Source organism: Streptomyces sp. NPDC058457, assembly GCF_042720695.1.
GTDB lineage: Bacteria > Actinomycetota > Actinomycetes > Streptomycetales > Streptomycetaceae > Streptomyces.
Map to the genome: position 1 here is coordinate 103,425 of NZ_JBHXLU010000001.1, position 14,391 is coordinate 117,815.

A 14,391-nucleotide genomic window follows, 5' to 3' on the forward strand; every position below is an offset into this window, starting at 1 on the left:
ACGCGTCAGCCCCCTGTACTCCCCGGATTCGAGCCGTGGAGTCAGCGGGCGGGCAGGGTGGTCCGACGCCGGGTCAGTCGCGGGGGCACCAGCTCGACGGGCGACTGGGCGGGCACGCTCTCGCGGTTCAGGAGCCGGAACAGGATCCGCATCGCGCGGCGCGAGACGTCCCTGGGTTCCAGCGAGAGGTTGGTGACGGGGGGTGTGGAGGTCTCGGCCGTGCGGTCCGTGCACAGTCCGATGACGGAGAGGTCGCGGCCCGGAACCAGACCGCGGTCCAGCAGGCTCTGCAACGTCGGCTGGATCAACTGGGGATCGGGGACGACAAGGCCGAGCCTGCCTGCGTCGCCGGACCCCGGCTCCGTGAGTGCCTCGTCCAGGGCGGCCTCGGCGCCGGCACGGCTGATCTCCGGCGGGCTCACCTCGGCGTAGGCGATGCCGTGCGCGGCAGCCGATTCCTCGGCTCCGCGCAGGAAGCGGCGGACGAAGTTGACGTCGCGCGCCATCACGTCGCCCGGATAGCCGAGGAGGACGACACGGTCGTGCGCGGAGGCGGCGAGTTCGTCCACCGCCATGCGTCCGGCCAGGGCGTAGTCCAGGTCGACGCAGTACAGGCCCGCGGGGTCGTCCGGCACCCCGATCAGGATGACGGGCACGCTCAGGCCGGCCGCCACAGGGATGCGCGGGTCCTTGGACCCGACCTCCATCAGCACGATCGCGTCGCACAGCGACTGGTCACTGAGCCGGGTGAGACCCTCGGCGCCCTCGTCCTCGGTGGCCAGGATGACGTTGTGGTCCTCCTCGCGGGCGCACTTGGTGATCGTCTCGATGAAGGGCAGCACACCCGTCATGTCGGCCCCCGGCGCGAACGGCACGACCAGGCCGATCACCTGGCTGCGCTGGCTGGCCAGTGCGCGGGCACCCGCGTTGGGCTGGAACCCCAGCTCCTCGATGGCCTCCTCGACCCGGCGACGGGTCTCGGGGGAGATCGAGCGGCGCCCGCTCATGACATAGGAGACGGTGCTCTGGGAGACACCCGCCAACCGGGCCACGTCCCGGCTTGTCACCATCCGAGTGCCTCCCTCCGTCTCGATCGGTTCGACCGCTGACGACCGCTGCCGACTGCCGTCGATGCGTATCGATTGACTGCGACGAGACTGTAGGGATCGCCCACGAACAACGGCAAGTGCCGTGCGGAAAAAAAATCCGTGGATCGGGTGGCAGGCAGCCAACTCAGAGCCCCGGCTTGATGCGAGAAGCAGGTTCACCGCAGCGAACAGGAGACCGGGGCGGCGCTGCCGGGCGGGTTGATGGTGTTGTGCCCAGCGGACAGCAGGTGGTGCTGCCAGGCCTGGCAGCGCGAACATGGCTCCTGCGACGTACCACCCGGGGCGGCCCCAGGTGATGCAGAGCGCGATGAGCAGTCCTGGGCCGAGGGCCTCGGCAAGGCCGGCGCCGCGGCCGAACACGCCCAGGTACTGGCCGGTGGGGTGCTGCGGGGCGAGAGCGAAGGAGACTTCGAAGCCCGCGGCCGAGTGCCGTGGTTCGCCGGCTGTGTGGATCACCACGGCGGTGATGAGCAGGGCTGCGGCCGCCCAGGCCGGTATGCCTGCGGACAGCGAGATCGGGGAGCAGGCGATGAGGAAGGCCACGCCTGCCCGGCGGTAGGCGTGTGCGCCGGCGGTGGGGGAATCGATGGTGCGGCCGGCCCGGACCTGGAAGGCGACGACGATGACGGTGCCGGTGAGCATGGTCCCCGAGATGAGCCGGTGCGGGGCGGTGGTGGCACCGACGATCCAGAGCGGGATGGCCACGGTGAGCACCTTGAACTGGATCGCCATGATGCCGTCGAGCGGTTGCAGCCGCTGTCGGCAGAGGGCCTCGGCGGGACCCACCGCCAGTTCTTGATCCACATGCGTGTCGGGGGCATGTGTGTCTCACTGGGAAGCGGTCTGTATGCGTCGATGGATCCGGTCGGTCCGTCCGCATGCTTTGAGGCTGCACGGCAGCCGTTCGAAGTCCCGTACCCCCTCTCGTGGCCGACGAGCTTGCGCTGCGCTCGCCGGGCCCATCAGCCGGAAGGGATGACCATGATCAAAGGCGACGGCATCCGCCGCGACATCGCCCAGGTCGATGCGGACGAACTGACCGCGTTCATCAACGCCATCAAGGAACTGCAGAACCGCAAGCATCCGGGGGTCAGGGACGATTTCCCCGTCGGCGGTGTCAGCTTGTGGTTCAAGCAGGACGAGATCCATCAGGCGACACATGTCCACGGCGGCCCGGAGTTCGTTCCATGGCATCGGGAACTCTGCAACCGCTTCGAGCAGTCGATCCGGTCTGTCGACCCACGGTTGTCGCTGCACTACTGGGACTGGACGACAGACCCCAGCCCGCTGTTCACACCTACGGTGATGGGTTCGAAGAAAGGGGATGCCGGAGAGCCCTGGCTCAGTGCCGGCTTCTACAACCCGACGGCCGACCCCTACCGCGACGACAACGTCTTCGCCCCGGAGCACGCCAACCCCTTCGACCCACCGCGCACCCTCACCCGGGACATGACGGACGGCGTGCCCCAACTCGCCTTCAAGGACGAGGAGATCATCGCAGCCCCCGACTACCACACCATGCGGCTCAAGCTCGAAGGCAGTCACAACGACGCCCATGGCTACATCGGCGGCACCATCGGCGAACCCCACACGTCGTTCCGTGATCCGTTTGTCTTCCTGCTCCACTCGAACGTCGATCGCCTGTACGCCATGTGGCAGCACGCCGACCCCGTGACCCGGTTCGATCCCCAGACCGTCTACGGCGCCGCCGACCCCGAGGACCCGATGTGGTTCGCGCGTCGGCTCGGCCCCTGGGACGGCTCGGGGAGGATGCGGCCCTGGTCGGCACCCGAGTTCGAGGAAGAAGAGAAGAACTACCTCGATCTCAGCGTGGTCACACCACCCCAGTACGACACGATTCCGCCGGTCGGGAACGGCGCGGCCACCGGGAAGAAGCTGGACGACCTGCGCCACCTGCTCGAGGACCCGGCCGTTCGCCGAGCGGTCAGGACTCTCCTGCCCACGTAGGCCACACAGGGGAGTCCGGCCCAGCACGACGCCGACCGCGAACTCGGCTCCGCGCCAGCCGTCACCGACTCCAGGCAGCCCCTGCTGTGCACCTGCCTCTCGGCCGTCCTCCCGGTCAGCCTGCCGGCCGATTTCCTGCTCAGCCGGAGCCGCGGCGGCCCGGGGTGCCCTTCAGGCACGTCGCCGGCCCCGTCGGTGCAGTCGGCGGCCTACGACCAGGACGGCGGCGAGTTTGATCAGGATCACGACCAGAACCGTGCCAATGACCCAGGACGTCCAGTCCGAGACTGTCAGGAGCGCGTCGGCCAGGCCCAGATGCACGGCGACAGCGACGAGCGTCGCGAGCGCTGCCCACCCGAGACGGCTGGGGCGCGTGGACGCCGGGCCCGCGGGGGACGGGAGGTCGACCCCCGTGGACTCGTGCCATTCCACCCGTAGCTCGTCCCGTCTGCCGAATCGGCCGACGTGCATGGTGAGGAGGTCCTGCAGTGTGCGGAGATCCTCATCGGTGTCGGCCTCGAACCGTAGGAAGAGTTCGCCCTCGGCGGCCCGGAGCTCGCACTCGCCCGTGGGCAGGGTGACCCTGCCGTGGGTGTCGGACCACTCGACGCGGATCTGATCGGGGGCGATGTCGAGTGGCTTGTGACGTGCGGCGGAGGCGGTCTCGTCAGCACCGGTGTGGTGGCTGCGCGGGCGGTGTCCCAGGTGGCGGCCCTTGTTGCTGAAGTGCTTGCAGAGCTGGACGAGATACCGGCTGGGACGGTCGGTCGTGACGTGGGCTTCGGCGATCGGCATGGTGATCCTCGGGGTCAGGTCCGGGTGGCGGTGATGAGCCACGCCTCGGCATGGCCCGGCTCGGCGGTGGCGTCGAGGCCGGGACGCGCGGCCAGGAGCGTGTGCTCGCCGGTTCCGCAGCCCGCGTCCAGCACGTGGCCCCGGAAGGCACCCGACGCGGCGAGGGCGGCGAATACCGGCTGGTGGCGGCCGATGTCGCAGGGGGACGGGGCGACGTACAGGTCGTCGGGCGAGCGCGCAGTGGCTGTACTCGAACCGTGGGGTGAGGCTGCCATGGGTTGGTTCCTTCCGTTCCGAGCCGACGGAACCTCACCTCGTCCTCGCAGGGGCTCGGGTCCGCCGGTTGGCTGACTCCGCCAGATTTATCGAGACACAGTGTCTTCGTCAAGTCATGGTGTATCGAGTAGGGCGTCTCGTACACTGCACGGGTGCCGAAGCTGTGGAACGAGACGATCGAGGAGCACCGCCGCGCGGTACGGGACGCGGTGCTGGAGGTCACCGCGGGGTTGGTGGCCGAGCACGGGCTGCGCGGAGTGACGATGTCGCGGATCGCCGAGGGGACCGGAATCGGCCGGGCCACGCTGTACAAGTACTTCCCGGACGTCGAATCGATCATGACGGCATGGCACGAGCGCCAGATCTCCGGCCATCTGCGGGAACTCGCCGCGCTGCGCGACCGGCCCGGTACCCCTGGCGAGCGGCTCACCGCCGTACTCGACGCGTACGCCCGCATCCAGCAGCGGCGCCACGGCCATGACGTGGAGATCGGCGCCCTGCTGCATCGCGGGGAACACGTCGCGCACGCCGAGCAGCATCTGCGCGGGTTCATCGGCGGCCTGCTCGCCGAGGGTGTGGCGGCCGGCGAGGTGCGGGACGACGTGACTTCTGACGAACTGGCCGGCTTCTGTCTGCACGCCCTCGGGGCGGCGGGCGGTCTGAAGTCCGAGGACGCGGTGCACAGGCTCGTCCGGGTCACGGTGGACGGCCTGCGTCCGGCCGGCTGAGGGTGATGGCGGGGGCCGGGGTCGGAACCGGCCCCCGCACGGCGTGGTCAGCTCTTGCCGAGCATCTTGTTCATCTCCGTGATCTCGGCGTTCTGCGCGGTGATGATGCCGTCGGCCATGGAGATGGCGGTGCCGTACTTGCCCTTGTCCTTCTCGGTGGTGGCCATCTCGACGGCGCCCTTGTGGTGCTCGATCATCATGGTCAGGAACATGGTGTCGAACTCCTTGCCGGACATCTTCTTCAGCCCGGCCAGGTGGGCGCTGCTCATCATGCCGGGCATGTCGGACTGGCCCATGCCGGACATGGAGGACGTGGAGCTGCCCGCCATCGGCATGTCCTTGCCCCAGGACTTCAGCCAGCCGGTCATGGTCTCGATCTCCGGGTCCTGAGCCTTCTCGATCCGCGCGGCGAGGTCTTTGACCTGGGCGGAGGACGCCCGGTCGGCGGCGAGCCGCGCCATCTGAACGGCCTGCTGGTGGTGCGGGATCATGCCCTGGGCGAAGGCGACGTCCTGGGCGTCGTACGTGTCACCGGCGGTGTCGGCACCCGCGGAGGACGACGTGGCTGCGCCGGCTGACGCGGCGCTGCCGCTGTCGGTGCCGCCGCCACAGGCGCTGAGGACGAGTGCGGTGGTCGCCGTGACCGTGATCAGCGCGGCACGGTGAGAGAGGGTGCGGGGGGTTGCGGACATGTGTGGACTCCTGCGGTGGGAAGAGAGGTTCCTGGCCTGCGTGAGCACCGCGCCGGTCGACGGCGTGGTGTCCGAGCGGCCTCTAGATCCGCAGGAGTTGGAGTTCCGCAAGAGAAGGCGGCGCGCGGGTGGCGTCCGGAGACACTGCCGGGTGCGAGCATGCGGCGTCGGCCTGCGTGGTGAGGACCACCGGCTCGGACGTGGGCGTGGGCAGTTCAGGGCCACCGGCGACGGCAGCCGACACACAGGTCGAGTCGGCGTGCTGGACGAGGCATCCGCCGCAACGGCCGCCGGAGCAGTCACCGTCATCCGTCGCGAGGGGGGTCGCCATGAGACGGTGGTGGACACGATCCGGGGCAAGGCCGCCGGGAGCCAGGGCGTGCATGCCCAACAGCCCTGCGAGCAGACTCAGCACGAGCAGCGCCTGCCACCGCCGCACGGGCGGTCGTGCGAGGTGCTGCTCGGAACCGGGCATGGGGTTTGTCCTGGGTCGGCGGTCGCAAGTGGCTGGTGATGCATACGGTTGTGGCCTTGCTCGCGTTCACCACGGCCGGAACGGTTTTGGCGTTACGCCGTGATCGCCTGGGGTCGGCGCGCCGTGAGGCGTCCGCTCTGGGCAAGGGCGGCGACGGAGCCCGCGCAGGCCGGACCGGTGAACGTCAGCGCCGACCAGGTCAGCCGGAGCGCGTAGAAACCGGAGCCCGATCGGCTCCACAAGAAGATGCAGGAGTCCCGCAAGGTGGTGCGCTGGAGCACCGTTCGCAGGGTTGGGGGTGAAGTCGGCGTTCGGGCGAGCGGTAGGGATCAAGGAGCCGCGGCTTGCGCTCCTCCTCGGCATACCCGCGCTCACCGGGGCGGCACTCCTTCAACGCCTTCGTGATCTACCGCCTCGTCATCGAGGTGCCGCTGCTGGGCCTGCTGGCGACCGGGGCACTCAATGCCCGACGTCATGCAGCACACCCAGAGATGTAACGCCTGCTACATTCCATGGCGCGACTGATACGGAACCTGGGAGCCGCCGGCCCGTCCTCGTGATCAAGCTGCCCGCAGAGCCGTCCCGGCGCCGGGACGCGGTCTGGCGGGAGCTGCGCAAGGTCCGCCGCCCCCGCCGCCGCGATCACCTTCCTCTCCGCCCTCGCCCCGCACCGGGCCACGGACTACCAGTGGATGCAGGACGAAGTCCTCTACTCCCGCCTCTGCATGGCCGGCCACGTCACGAGCGACCTCACCGCCGGCACCCTCCTCGGCGACCTGATCGGCGACTACGAAATCTCGATCGGCGGACACTGACCCACTCCCGCACACCCAGCGGCCCCCGACCGAATTCCGGCCGGGGTCCTCGTTCTGACCTGCGGCGGAGTGACCAGCTTGCTGGGCTGAGAACGGTGCGCGAGGTCGGGCACGCCGCGGCGGTCCGATCCGGGCGGTGGCATGATCCGCCCGCGATCCACCAGAAGATCTTTCCGCGAGGGCGACGGTTTTCTCGCCCGCCGCTGGTCTGGATTGGTACCGCACCCGACCAGCACTGTGGAGTCTCCGATGTCAGATCTCGTTCAGACCGCCGTCGTCACCGGTGCCGGCCGCGGCTTCGGGCGCGCGATCGCCGCCGCGCTCGTCGCCAGGGGCACCCACGTCATCGGTATCGCTCGCGACGGACAGGAGCTGCACGCCGTACGCGACGACCTCGGCGAGGGTTTCACGCCCATCGCCGCCGACGCCACCGACGAAGCGCTCGCCGCGGAGGTGATCCGCACGCACCGCCCGGGCCTGCTCGTTCTCAACGCCGGGGCCACGCCGCACATGGCGCCCGTGCAGGAGCAGACCTGGGAGACCTTCAGCCGCAACTGGGAGGTGGACACCCGGCATGTGTTCACCTGGACCGGGGCGGCGCTGCGGGAGCCTTTGGCGCCCGGCAGCCTGGTCCTGTCGATGTCCAGCGGGGCTGCGCTGGGCGGCTCCCCGCTCAGCGGCGGGTACGCCAGCGCCAAGGCCGCCGTCCGGTACCTGCGTCAGTACGGTGCCGAGGAGTCGGGCCGGGCCGGTTCGGGGATCCGGTTCGTCACGGTGCTGCCGGACATGACCCCGGTCGGCGGGGTGGGCGACGTCGGGGTCACGGGCTATGCCGCGCGGGTGGGCGTCGATCGGGAGACCTTCATCGAGGGGCGGCAGCCGATCCTCACCCTGGAGCAGGTCGGCAAGGCCGTCGTGGAGCTCGCGGGGAACCCGGACAGCGGTCCGGAGTACCGGCTCGGCGCCGAGGGGCTGAGCCCGATCGGCTGAGTCGCCGCCCGGCCACGCCATCCACCGCCGTCCACAGCGGCCCCACCGCACTCCGAGGAGAGGATCGACGATGCCGTCGAACGCCGAGTTCACCGCCCTGACCGGGCCGTTCCGGCCCGAACTGCTCGCGCACTGCTACCGGATCCTCGGCTCGATCCACGACGCCGAGGACCTGGTGCAGGAGACCTACTTGCGGGCGTGGCGTGCGTTCGACGGCTTCGAGGGCCGTTCCTCGGTACGGCGGTGGCTGTACCGGATCGCCACCATGGCCTGCTTGACGGCACTCGAGACGCGCAGGCGCAGGCCCCTGCCGTCGGGACTGGGCGCGCCATCGGACGACCATCAGGTGGCGGTGGCTCCCCGTGAGCCGGCGGTGAAGTGGCTCCAGCCGGCGCCGGACGCCCGGTTCGGCGCCGACGACCCGGCGGCGGTCGTGGCCGCGCGGACGGGCGTGCGCCTCGCATTCATCGCCGCACTGCAGTACTTGTCCGCCCGCCAGCGCGCCGTGCTGACCCTGCGCGACGTGCTCGGGTTCCGCACGGCCGAGGTGGCGGAGATCCTCGACACGACGATCGCGGCCGTGGACAGCGCGCTCCGCCGAGCCCGCGCCCGCCTGGCCGACGCCGGACCGGTCGCGGACGACCTGGCGGAGCCGGACGAGCAGATCCGGCGCGGCCTCATTGACGACTACGTCGACGCCTTCACCCGCGCCGACCCCGACGCGCTGGTGGACCTCCTCCGCGCCGACGTCGAAATGGAGATGCCGCCGACCCCGACCTGGTTCACCGGCCGCCACGCCGTCCTCGGCTTCCTGTCCGCCCGTGTCCTGCGTCCGGACCTGTGGCGGATGACGCCGACCCGTGCCAACGGTCAGCCCGCCGTCATCGTTCACCACCACACGGGCAACGGACGGTACGAGCCCTACGGCATTCAGGTCCTGACCCTGAGTGGGTATCGCATCGCCCGGATCACCGCCTTCAACGACCCGACTCTGGTGGCGACTTTCACCGCCCACCCCCTCGAAGTCCGGTGACCGGGGAAGCGGACGATGGCGGACTGAGCGTCGCAAGGCAGGCGATTAGGGGCGCAGTCCTGCTGCGCCCCTGATCGGCGTTCCGCCGATCAAGTGGATGAGGTGCGGGCATCAGGGGTGAGGACCGCCTTGGCGCTCCTACGCGCACACCCATTGCCTTCTCCGGCACGCGAAACCGGTTCCCCCGGCAGCCGGGGCGCTCGGAAGCGCCTACTGGCCGCCCGGATGCGCCATCAGCCTGTCCAAACGGCTCACGCCCGACGGAGCACGTAGCCCGGGGAGATCTGGGAAAGCAGTACGAGATGCGATCTCGGCGGCATTCCCTCCTACGGCAACCAGCGCACGGCCTGGGACGCCGGCTGCCGTCGCGACTGCGAGAACCCCGAACACCGCTGAGGCCTGTCCGGCGGATCATGCCGGCGTTGCGGGGCCCAGCATGCCCATCTGTCCGGCACGCCCATCTGTGTTGACAGGGCGCCGTTGCTTGAAGCCGCCCTGATCCGTCGGACAGGCCCTGGTGTCATGACCGGATAGGTTCGCCGGGTTGTGTTCAGACCACCTGTGACTCGCGCCCGTGGAGGGCCACTCTCCAGGCGGCATCGAGCGATGAGTTCCGCTACGAAGAGAGGTCTTCTTGGGCGGACGTGCTCGTGAGGTGCCGGTAGAGGCGCCGCCCGGTCCTCGGATCGTGGGCACGTACGAACTCGACCAGGCTTGACGACCGGTGAGGAAACTCCAGCGTGAGCGACATTGTGGTCCAGAAGATCGTCCGGCCCGAGCGCGCGGTGTCGGGCCCGTGGCCGGAGGTGATCGCCTCGAATCTCGACTACCACCGAGCGACCTTCCTGTGGAAGTGCGAGGGCCTCTCGGATGAACAACTGCGGCTACGTCCTGTGCGGTCGTCGGCGTTGACGCTGCTGGGGCTCATGCGCCATCTGCAGGGGGTTGAGCGTGCCTGGTTCCAGCGGACGTTGGCCGGCACGACGCCTCGCTTCTTTCCGTATCGGACCTACGTCACCGCTGACGGTGGCGAGTGGTACGACGAGTCGGATGCCACGCCGGCCAGGGACGTCTGCGAGGACTACCTCAAGGCCTGCGAGGAATCGCGGCAGGTATTCGCAAAGGCGACCGTCGATGTCGCGCGCATCGTGCCGAACCCGGAATTCGGTGACACCGATGTGAGGTTCGTCCTTGAGCACGTGATCGAGGAGTACGCCCGCCACGTCGGCCACGCAGACCTCCTCCGCGAGGCCATCGATGGCGTCACCGGCGAGTAGCCGGCCGCTGCGCCTCACGAAGCACACAGTGGAGCGGGCGACGAGAATCGAACTCGTGCTTGCAGCTTGGGAAGCGACGGTGCTCGGGCGGCTGCGAAGCTTCCGACCCGCGTTGATTCGGCACGCTGGGGCCGGTGGGCAGGGCGTGCATGCGAACGGCTCTGTACTTGGCCCGGCTGATCCGAGTGTTCGGATCGGCCGGTCTTTCGCGAGTGCACCGCCTTACCCGCCGAGGCCGTCGAGCAGCATGGTGAGCCCGGCCAGGAACTCGTGGTCCGCGTCGACGTTCCGGGCGCTTCGCGCGGTCTCGGTCAGGTTCGGGAACTCGGCGGGCGGCAGTTCGGTGATGGCTGCCGTCCCCGGACCGGACAGCGGGCCGAGGTGTTCCAGCTGGATCGCTCCGATGACGTAACTGAGCAGGCCGCGCAGGGCGATGACCCGCCGCTCGCCCTCGACACCCGCCTCGGTGAGAACGACGAGCACGGATTCCGACCAGCGCAGAACTCCGAGGGAGTGGTGCCGGTGGGCGATGGTCAGAGGGACGACCGCCGGATGGGCGCCCACGGTGTCACGCAGCCGCCGTGCCATGGCCTCGATCCGCTCGCGCCATGACGCGTCGGGATCCGGCGGTTCGGCGTCCACCTCGCCCAGTACGAGCTCGACGACGAGCCTTTCGAGCTCCTCGCGGTCGTGCACGTACCGGTAGAGCCCCATGGTGCTCATACCGAGCTCCTGGGCGACGGCGCGCATCGACAGCCCGGCGAGCCCGTCGCGATCGATGACGGCGAGAGCGGCCGAGGCGAGTTGATCGGTGGTGAGGGAACGCGGGCGCGGCATGACGGTTGACAGCGTACGGCATACGCCTACGCTGGTAGGCGTATGCCGTACGCTTATAGAGGGGGAAGCCCATGCGTATGAGCCGTCGTCCGATGGAGCCCGGTTCCACCGTGAACGAGCGCAACCTCACCACCGTCTCCGGCGACCAGGTCGCCGTTCCCGCCCCCGACCGGCTGATCCACCTCCAGTTCCGGCGGTTCGCCGGCTGCCCGGTCTGCAACCTGCACCTGCGGTCGGTGACAAGGCGTCACCGGGAGATCGAAGCCGCCGGTGTGCGCGAGGTCGTGGTCTTCCACTCACCCGCCGAGGAACTGCTGCCCCATACGACCGCTCTCCCGTTCGCCGTCGTCGCCGACCCGACCAGGCGGCTGTACGCCGAGTTCGGAGTGGAACGGTCACCCCGCGCCCTGCTCGGCCCGCGCGCCTGGGGACCGATCGTCCGAGCGGTCGTGAGCGGCGCACGGGAGGTTGTCCGCGGGCGGGAGCACCTGCCCGCGACCAGCCCGCACGGCGGCCGGCTCGGCCTCCCCGCCGACTTCCTCATCGCACCTGACGGCCGCGTGCTCGCCGTCAAGTACGGCGAGCACGCCTACGACCAGTGGCCGGTCGACGAGTTGCTCGAACTGGCAGCCCGCACACCGCCCACGCCCCGCTCGAACCCGGCCGCACGGTGACCGAGGGCCACGGCCGCGGTCGGCGCAACGGCGCAACGGCGCAACGGCGAAGCGGACGGAGCGGACGGAGCGGAGAAGGCGTAGCCGTACACGCCTTCTCGGGAACGTGGTCCCACGGGAACCCAGCGGCTTGGTCTACGGCCGGCGTTCCGCGATCACGGCCGGCCCCGCCTCGGCGAGCCGGACATCACAGGCCACGACGTCGGGATCGCCCTGATGGAACACATACAGCCGCATCCGGCCCTCGCTCAGGTACCGGAAGCCGACCAGCAACGACTCGGCCTTCTCCCGCTCCTCGTAGCTCGGAGCCGGACAGTTCAGTGTGGTCGACAACGTGTGTGCCCGGTCCTCCAGCCGCTCCTCGCCGGGCACGTTCTCCGGGAGTCTGATCAGCGGAGTGCCGAGGACGTGGTCCACCTGGCCGCCGGAGTGGAAGCGCATCTCGCCCGCCTCGTGCCGTACGCGGCTGACCGCCTCCCACGGGAGGAGCACCTCGTCCTGCTGGAAGAGCGGGATCTCGTAGATGGTGAGGAGATCACCGATGGTCGCCTTCCGGCCGCCTACTGCGATTCGCAAGGACGGCGATCCGCCGGGGCCCGGGAGGACGCCGCGAACACGCACCGGATTCTCCCCTGCGGCCTTGAGCGGGGCTTCCGGCGTTCGCGTCCGCACCCTGAGGCTCTGGCGCCGGCCTTCGTCGGCCGGTTGCTCAGAGTCAGTCCTTCCGCTTGAAGATGAGATACGAACTGGTGCATACGACCGCCGTCAGTACCATCGCGAAGGGATGTCCGAGCACCCGGTGCAACTCCGGTATCTCCCTGAAGCTCATGCCGTAGATCGTGCCGACGAGGGTCGGGGCGAAGAGGATGGCCGCCCACGACGAGATCTTCTTGGCCGGGACAGTTGTGGTGCTGGTGGGGTCGGGTACCGACCGGTGCAGGCGGCCGGGGGCCGGGCTGTTCGTGAGCGTTGTCGCAGACGGCGACGACGAGGTCGTCCGGGCGTAGCGTCTCGCAAATGTGGGCGGCCGGAGTCGTGGGTGCGGACGAACACCGCGCGGGGCGCGGTCCGCAGGGGTATGCCGCGGTGTCGGCCAGAGTGTCCGCGCGTAGGCGCAGGCAGGTGCGCCGTCGGTCTCCTTCGGAGCGGGATCGCTCGATCAGGCCGACCTGTTCGAGCAGCTTGACGTGATGGGCGAGGAGGTTGCCGGGGGCCGCTTCCGCACCAGCCGCTCACCATCCGGTCGCCTGGGACCGCCGGGTCCAGCGCAAGGGCAGGCCGGTGAAACAGTCGGAGCAGCCCGAACGTGTAAGCGCGGGATGCCGTTGTGGGACGTACGGATTGCGCGGTGTCCGCAACGGAACAGCCGCTGCACGTCTCGGCGTCCATACCGTGTGTGTAAGCAGGGGATGCCCCGGCGCGTGTTCTCGAGGGATCTGGGTCGTTGGAGGGATCATGGAGACCAACTGGGTGACGCGGCTGGCCAACAGCCCAGGTTGTCGCAAGAGCCCTGACGCCGGGCGCAGCCCTCACGATCACCTCCCTCCGTCCCGACGGGGCTTGAACCTGCCCGGTTGGGAGTGGTGAATCGGTGACTTCGGGTGTGGTCGACGCGCAAGCGATGGATTTGCGCGCGGTGCAGCGCCAGGTCGATGCGGCGCTTGAGGATTTCCTCGCCGAAAAGGACCGTGCGGCGGCCGGCCGGGGGTATCCGCCGGAGGTGGTGCAGACCGTGCGGGACTTCTTGGCAGCAGGCGGGAAGCGGATCCGGGCGCTGCTGTGCGTGGTGGGCTGGCATGCCGCAGGCGGAGCCGGGGAGGCGACGTCGGCGTTGCGTGTGGCGGCGTCGTTGGAGCTGTTCGTGGCCTTTGCACTCATCCACGACGACATCATGGACGACTCGGTCAGCCGTCGGGGCCGCCCCGCCGTCCATCGCGTGATGCGTGCCCGGCTGGGGGAGGACAAGCGGGCCGAGCGGCTGGGGGCGGGCGGCGCGCTGCTGGTGGGCAACCTCGCGTTGATGTGGGCGCAGGAGTTGCTGCACACCGCCCGGTTGGAGCCGGGGCGGCAGCGGCTGGTGCATGGGTTGAATGACGCGATGCTGGAAGAGGTGATGTACGGCCAGTATCTGGATGTGATGGGTACCGGCTGTGGCGCTGACGATGTCGAGGCCGCCTTGCGGATCATCCGCTGCAAGACCGCCACCGCGACCATCGAGCGGCCTCTTCAACTGGGGGCTGCGGTAGCCGGGGCCGGTGAGGCCACGATGGATGTCTTCACGCGGCTGGGTCTGCCGTTGGGTGAGGCGTTCCAGCTGAGGGACGACCTGTTGGACGTGTTCGGCAGCCCGGACGGCGCGTGTGCGCCGGGCCTGAGCGATCTGCGGGAGGGCAAGCGGACCGTTCTGCTCGCGTTGGGTCTGCAGCGCGCCGACCGGGTCCAGCGCGAGCGGCTTGGCCACCTCGTGGGCCGGGCCGATCTGGGGGAGCGCGAAGCGGCCGAGGCGCGGACGATCCTGCAGGTCACCGGGGCCCGGGAGCACACCGAGCGGATGATCGCTGACCGCTACGAACAGGTGCTGCAGGTCCTGGACGGGGCCGGCTTCCCGCAGGCCGCGGACCGTGCTCTGCGCGGCCTGGCGGTCACCGCCACCCAGTACACCTCCTGACATCGCACCGCGTGCCCCGGGCACCAGCCCTCACCGCCGCGCGTCTACAGCTGT

At 69.6% G+C, this 14,391-nt stretch carries 18 protein-coding genes and 2 pseudogenes; 11 read left to right on the top strand and 9 right to left on the bottom strand.

Going from position 1 to position 14,391, the window contains the following annotated elements; genetic code table 11:
• Window positions 1-41 precede the first annotated feature (41 nt).
• Entirely contained in the window at window positions 42-1,913 is a 1,872-nt protein-coding gene (locus ACFWPS_RS00465) for a substrate-binding domain-containing protein (RefSeq protein WP_383699248.1), read from the bottom strand.
• A gap of 171 nt (window positions 1,914-2,084) precedes the next feature.
• Here ACFWPS_RS00465 and ACFWPS_RS00470 point away from each other — a divergent pair, with 171 nt between their 5' ends.
• Entirely contained in the window at window positions 2,085-3,077 is a 993-nt protein-coding gene (locus tag ACFWPS_RS00470; RefSeq protein WP_383699250.1) for a tyrosinase family protein, read from the top strand.
• A gap of 171 nt (window positions 3,078-3,248) precedes the next feature.
• Here the strand turns inward: ACFWPS_RS00470 and ACFWPS_RS00475 are convergent, their stop codons facing one another.
• Complete coding sequence (locus ACFWPS_RS00475; RefSeq protein WP_383699252.1) at window positions 3,249-3,872, bottom strand: DUF2218 domain-containing protein; 624 nt, start codon at window positions 3,870-3,872, stop codon at window positions 3,249-3,251.
• Between the two features lie 14 nt (window positions 3,873-3,886).
• Window positions 3,887-4,147 (bottom strand): hypothetical protein, encoded by a 261-nt coding sequence (locus tag ACFWPS_RS00480; protein ID WP_383699254.1) that lies wholly within the window; start codon window positions 4,145-4,147, stop codon window positions 3,887-3,889.
• A gap of 153 nt (window positions 4,148-4,300) precedes the next feature.
• Between ACFWPS_RS00480 and ACFWPS_RS00485 the strand changes: the two genes are divergently transcribed.
• A complete protein-coding gene (locus tag ACFWPS_RS00485; RefSeq protein WP_383699256.1) occupies window positions 4,301-4,876 on the top strand; it encodes a TetR/AcrR family transcriptional regulator in 576 nt (191 codons plus the stop codon).
• Window positions 4,877-4,923: 47 nt separating this feature from the next.
• Here the strand turns inward: ACFWPS_RS00485 and ACFWPS_RS00490 are convergent, their stop codons facing one another.
• The 3 genes from ACFWPS_RS00490 to ACFWPS_RS00500 all read right to left on the bottom strand — a co-directional run bounded on the left by ACFWPS_RS00490 (window position 4,924) and on the right by ACFWPS_RS00500 (window position 6,324).
• Window positions 4,924-5,568 carry a DUF305 domain-containing protein gene (locus tag ACFWPS_RS00490; protein ID WP_383699258.1) on the bottom strand — a complete coding sequence of 215 codons (645 nt, stop codon included), beginning with the start codon at window positions 5,566-5,568 and terminating at the stop codon, window positions 4,924-4,926.
• Window positions 5,569-5,650: 82 nt separating this feature from the next.
• On the bottom strand, window positions 5,651-6,043 hold the full coding sequence (locus ACFWPS_RS00495; protein WP_383699260.1) for a DUF6153 family protein: 393 nt from the start codon (window positions 6,041-6,043) through the stop codon (window positions 5,651-5,653).
• Between the two features lie 92 nt (window positions 6,044-6,135).
• Window positions 6,136-6,324, bottom strand: a complete 189-nt coding sequence (locus tag ACFWPS_RS00500) for a hypothetical protein (protein ID WP_383699262.1) — start codon at window positions 6,322-6,324, stop codon at window positions 6,136-6,138.
• Window positions 6,325-6,387: 63 nt separating this feature from the next.
• On the opposite strand from ACFWPS_RS00500, the gene ACFWPS_RS00505 reads away from it, so the two are divergent.
• The 6 genes and pseudogenes from ACFWPS_RS00505 to ACFWPS_RS00530 all read left to right on the top strand — a co-directional run bounded on the left by ACFWPS_RS00505 (window position 6,388) and on the right by ACFWPS_RS00530 (window position 10,158).
• Window positions 6,388-6,540 carry a hypothetical protein gene (locus ACFWPS_RS00505; protein WP_383699817.1) on the top strand — a complete coding sequence of 51 codons (153 nt, stop codon included), beginning with the start codon at window positions 6,388-6,390 and terminating at the stop codon, window positions 6,538-6,540.
• Window positions 6,541-6,735: 195 nt separating this feature from the next.
• Window positions 6,736-6,858: a hypothetical protein gene (locus ACFWPS_RS00510; RefSeq protein ID WP_383699264.1), complete on the top strand. Its 123-nt coding sequence runs from the start codon at window positions 6,736-6,738 to the stop codon at window positions 6,856-6,858.
• A gap of 249 nt (window positions 6,859-7,107) precedes the next feature.
• Window positions 7,108-7,848, top strand: coding sequence for an SDR family oxidoreductase (locus ACFWPS_RS00515; RefSeq protein WP_383699266.1), 741 nt, complete (start codon window positions 7,108-7,110; stop codon window positions 7,846-7,848).
• Between the two features lie 19 nt (window positions 7,849-7,867).
• Window positions 7,868-8,881 (top strand): RNA polymerase subunit sigma-70, encoded by a 1,014-nt coding sequence (locus ACFWPS_RS00520; protein ID WP_383699782.1) that lies wholly within the window; start codon window positions 7,868-7,870, stop codon window positions 8,879-8,881.
• Between the two features lie 312 nt (window positions 8,882-9,193).
• Window positions 9,194-9,277: pseudogene (locus ACFWPS_RS00525) on the top strand (flavodoxin family protein); the annotation flags it as partial.
• Window positions 9,278-9,621: 344 nt separating this feature from the next.
• Entirely contained in the window at window positions 9,622-10,158 is a 537-nt protein-coding gene (locus ACFWPS_RS00530; RefSeq protein ID WP_383699268.1) for a DinB family protein, read from the top strand.
• Window positions 10,159-10,380: 222 nt separating this feature from the next.
• Here the strand turns inward: ACFWPS_RS00530 and ACFWPS_RS00535 are convergent, their stop codons facing one another.
• The gene (locus ACFWPS_RS00535) at window positions 10,381-10,995 is read right to left on the bottom strand and encodes a TetR/AcrR family transcriptional regulator (RefSeq protein ID WP_383699270.1); all 615 of its coding nucleotides are present in this window, start codon (window positions 10,993-10,995) and stop codon (window positions 10,381-10,383) included.
• Window positions 10,996-11,066: 71 nt separating this feature from the next.
• Between ACFWPS_RS00535 and ACFWPS_RS00540 the strand changes: the two genes are divergently transcribed.
• Window positions 11,067-11,669: a peroxiredoxin-like family protein gene (locus tag ACFWPS_RS00540; protein WP_383699272.1), complete on the top strand. Its 603-nt coding sequence runs from the start codon at window positions 11,067-11,069 to the stop codon at window positions 11,667-11,669.
• 135 nt (window positions 11,670-11,804) lie between these two features.
• On the opposite strand, the gene ACFWPS_RS00545 is transcribed toward ACFWPS_RS00540, so the two are convergent.
• Window positions 11,805-12,245, bottom strand: coding sequence for a hypothetical protein (locus tag ACFWPS_RS00545; RefSeq protein ID WP_383699274.1), 441 nt, complete (start codon window positions 12,243-12,245; stop codon window positions 11,805-11,807).
• Window positions 12,246-12,384: 139 nt separating this feature from the next.
• Window positions 12,385-12,561: pseudogene (locus tag ACFWPS_RS00550) on the bottom strand (CorA family divalent cation transporter); the annotation flags it as partial.
• On the opposite strand from ACFWPS_RS00550, the gene ACFWPS_RS00555 reads away from it, so the two are divergent.
• Both ACFWPS_RS00555 and ACFWPS_RS00560 read left to right on the top strand, forming a co-directional pair.
• Window positions 12,509-12,676 carry a hypothetical protein gene (locus tag ACFWPS_RS00555; protein ID WP_383699276.1) on the top strand — a complete coding sequence of 56 codons (168 nt, stop codon included), beginning with the start codon at window positions 12,509-12,511 and terminating at the stop codon, window positions 12,674-12,676. The pseudogene ACFWPS_RS00550 and the gene ACFWPS_RS00555 sit on opposite strands and share 53 nt — an antisense overlap.
• A 584-nt stretch (window positions 12,677-13,260) precedes the next feature.
• The gene (locus ACFWPS_RS00560; RefSeq protein ID WP_383699278.1) at window positions 13,261-14,337 is read left to right on the top strand and encodes a polyprenyl synthetase family protein; all 1,077 of its coding nucleotides are present in this window, start codon (window positions 13,261-13,263) and stop codon (window positions 14,335-14,337) included.
• The last annotated feature ends 54 nt before the right edge of the window (window positions 14,338-14,391 follow it).

Coding starts and splice junctions, on each gene's coding strand:
- ACFWPS_RS00510 (WP_383699264.1), top strand. CDS start 6,736: ATGCAGGACGAAGTCCTCTACTCCCGCCTCTGCATGGCCGGCCACGTC.
- ACFWPS_RS00535 (WP_383699270.1), bottom strand. CDS start 10,995: ATGCCGCGCCCGCGTTCCCTCACCACCGATCAACTCGCCTCGGCCGCT.
- ACFWPS_RS00495 (WP_383699260.1), bottom strand. CDS start 6,043: ATGCCCGGTTCCGAGCAGCACCTCGCACGACCGCCCGTGCGGCGGTGG.
- ACFWPS_RS00475 (WP_383699252.1), bottom strand. CDS start 3,872: ATGCCGATCGCCGAAGCCCACGTCACGACCGACCGTCCCAGCCGGTAT.
- ACFWPS_RS00515 (WP_383699266.1), top strand. CDS start 7,108: ATGTCAGATCTCGTTCAGACCGCCGTCGTCACCGGTGCCGGCCGCGGC.
- ACFWPS_RS00540 (WP_383699272.1), top strand. CDS start 11,067: ATGCGTATGAGCCGTCGTCCGATGGAGCCCGGTTCCACCGTGAACGAG.
- ACFWPS_RS00470 (WP_383699250.1), top strand. CDS start 2,085: ATGACCATGATCAAAGGCGACGGCATCCGCCGCGACATCGCCCAGGTC.
- ACFWPS_RS00490 (WP_383699258.1), bottom strand. CDS start 5,568: ATGTCCGCAACCCCCCGCACCCTCTCTCACCGTGCCGCGCTGATCACG.
- ACFWPS_RS00480 (WP_383699254.1), bottom strand. CDS start 4,147: ATGGCAGCCTCACCCCACGGTTCGAGTACAGCCACTGCGCGCTCGCCC.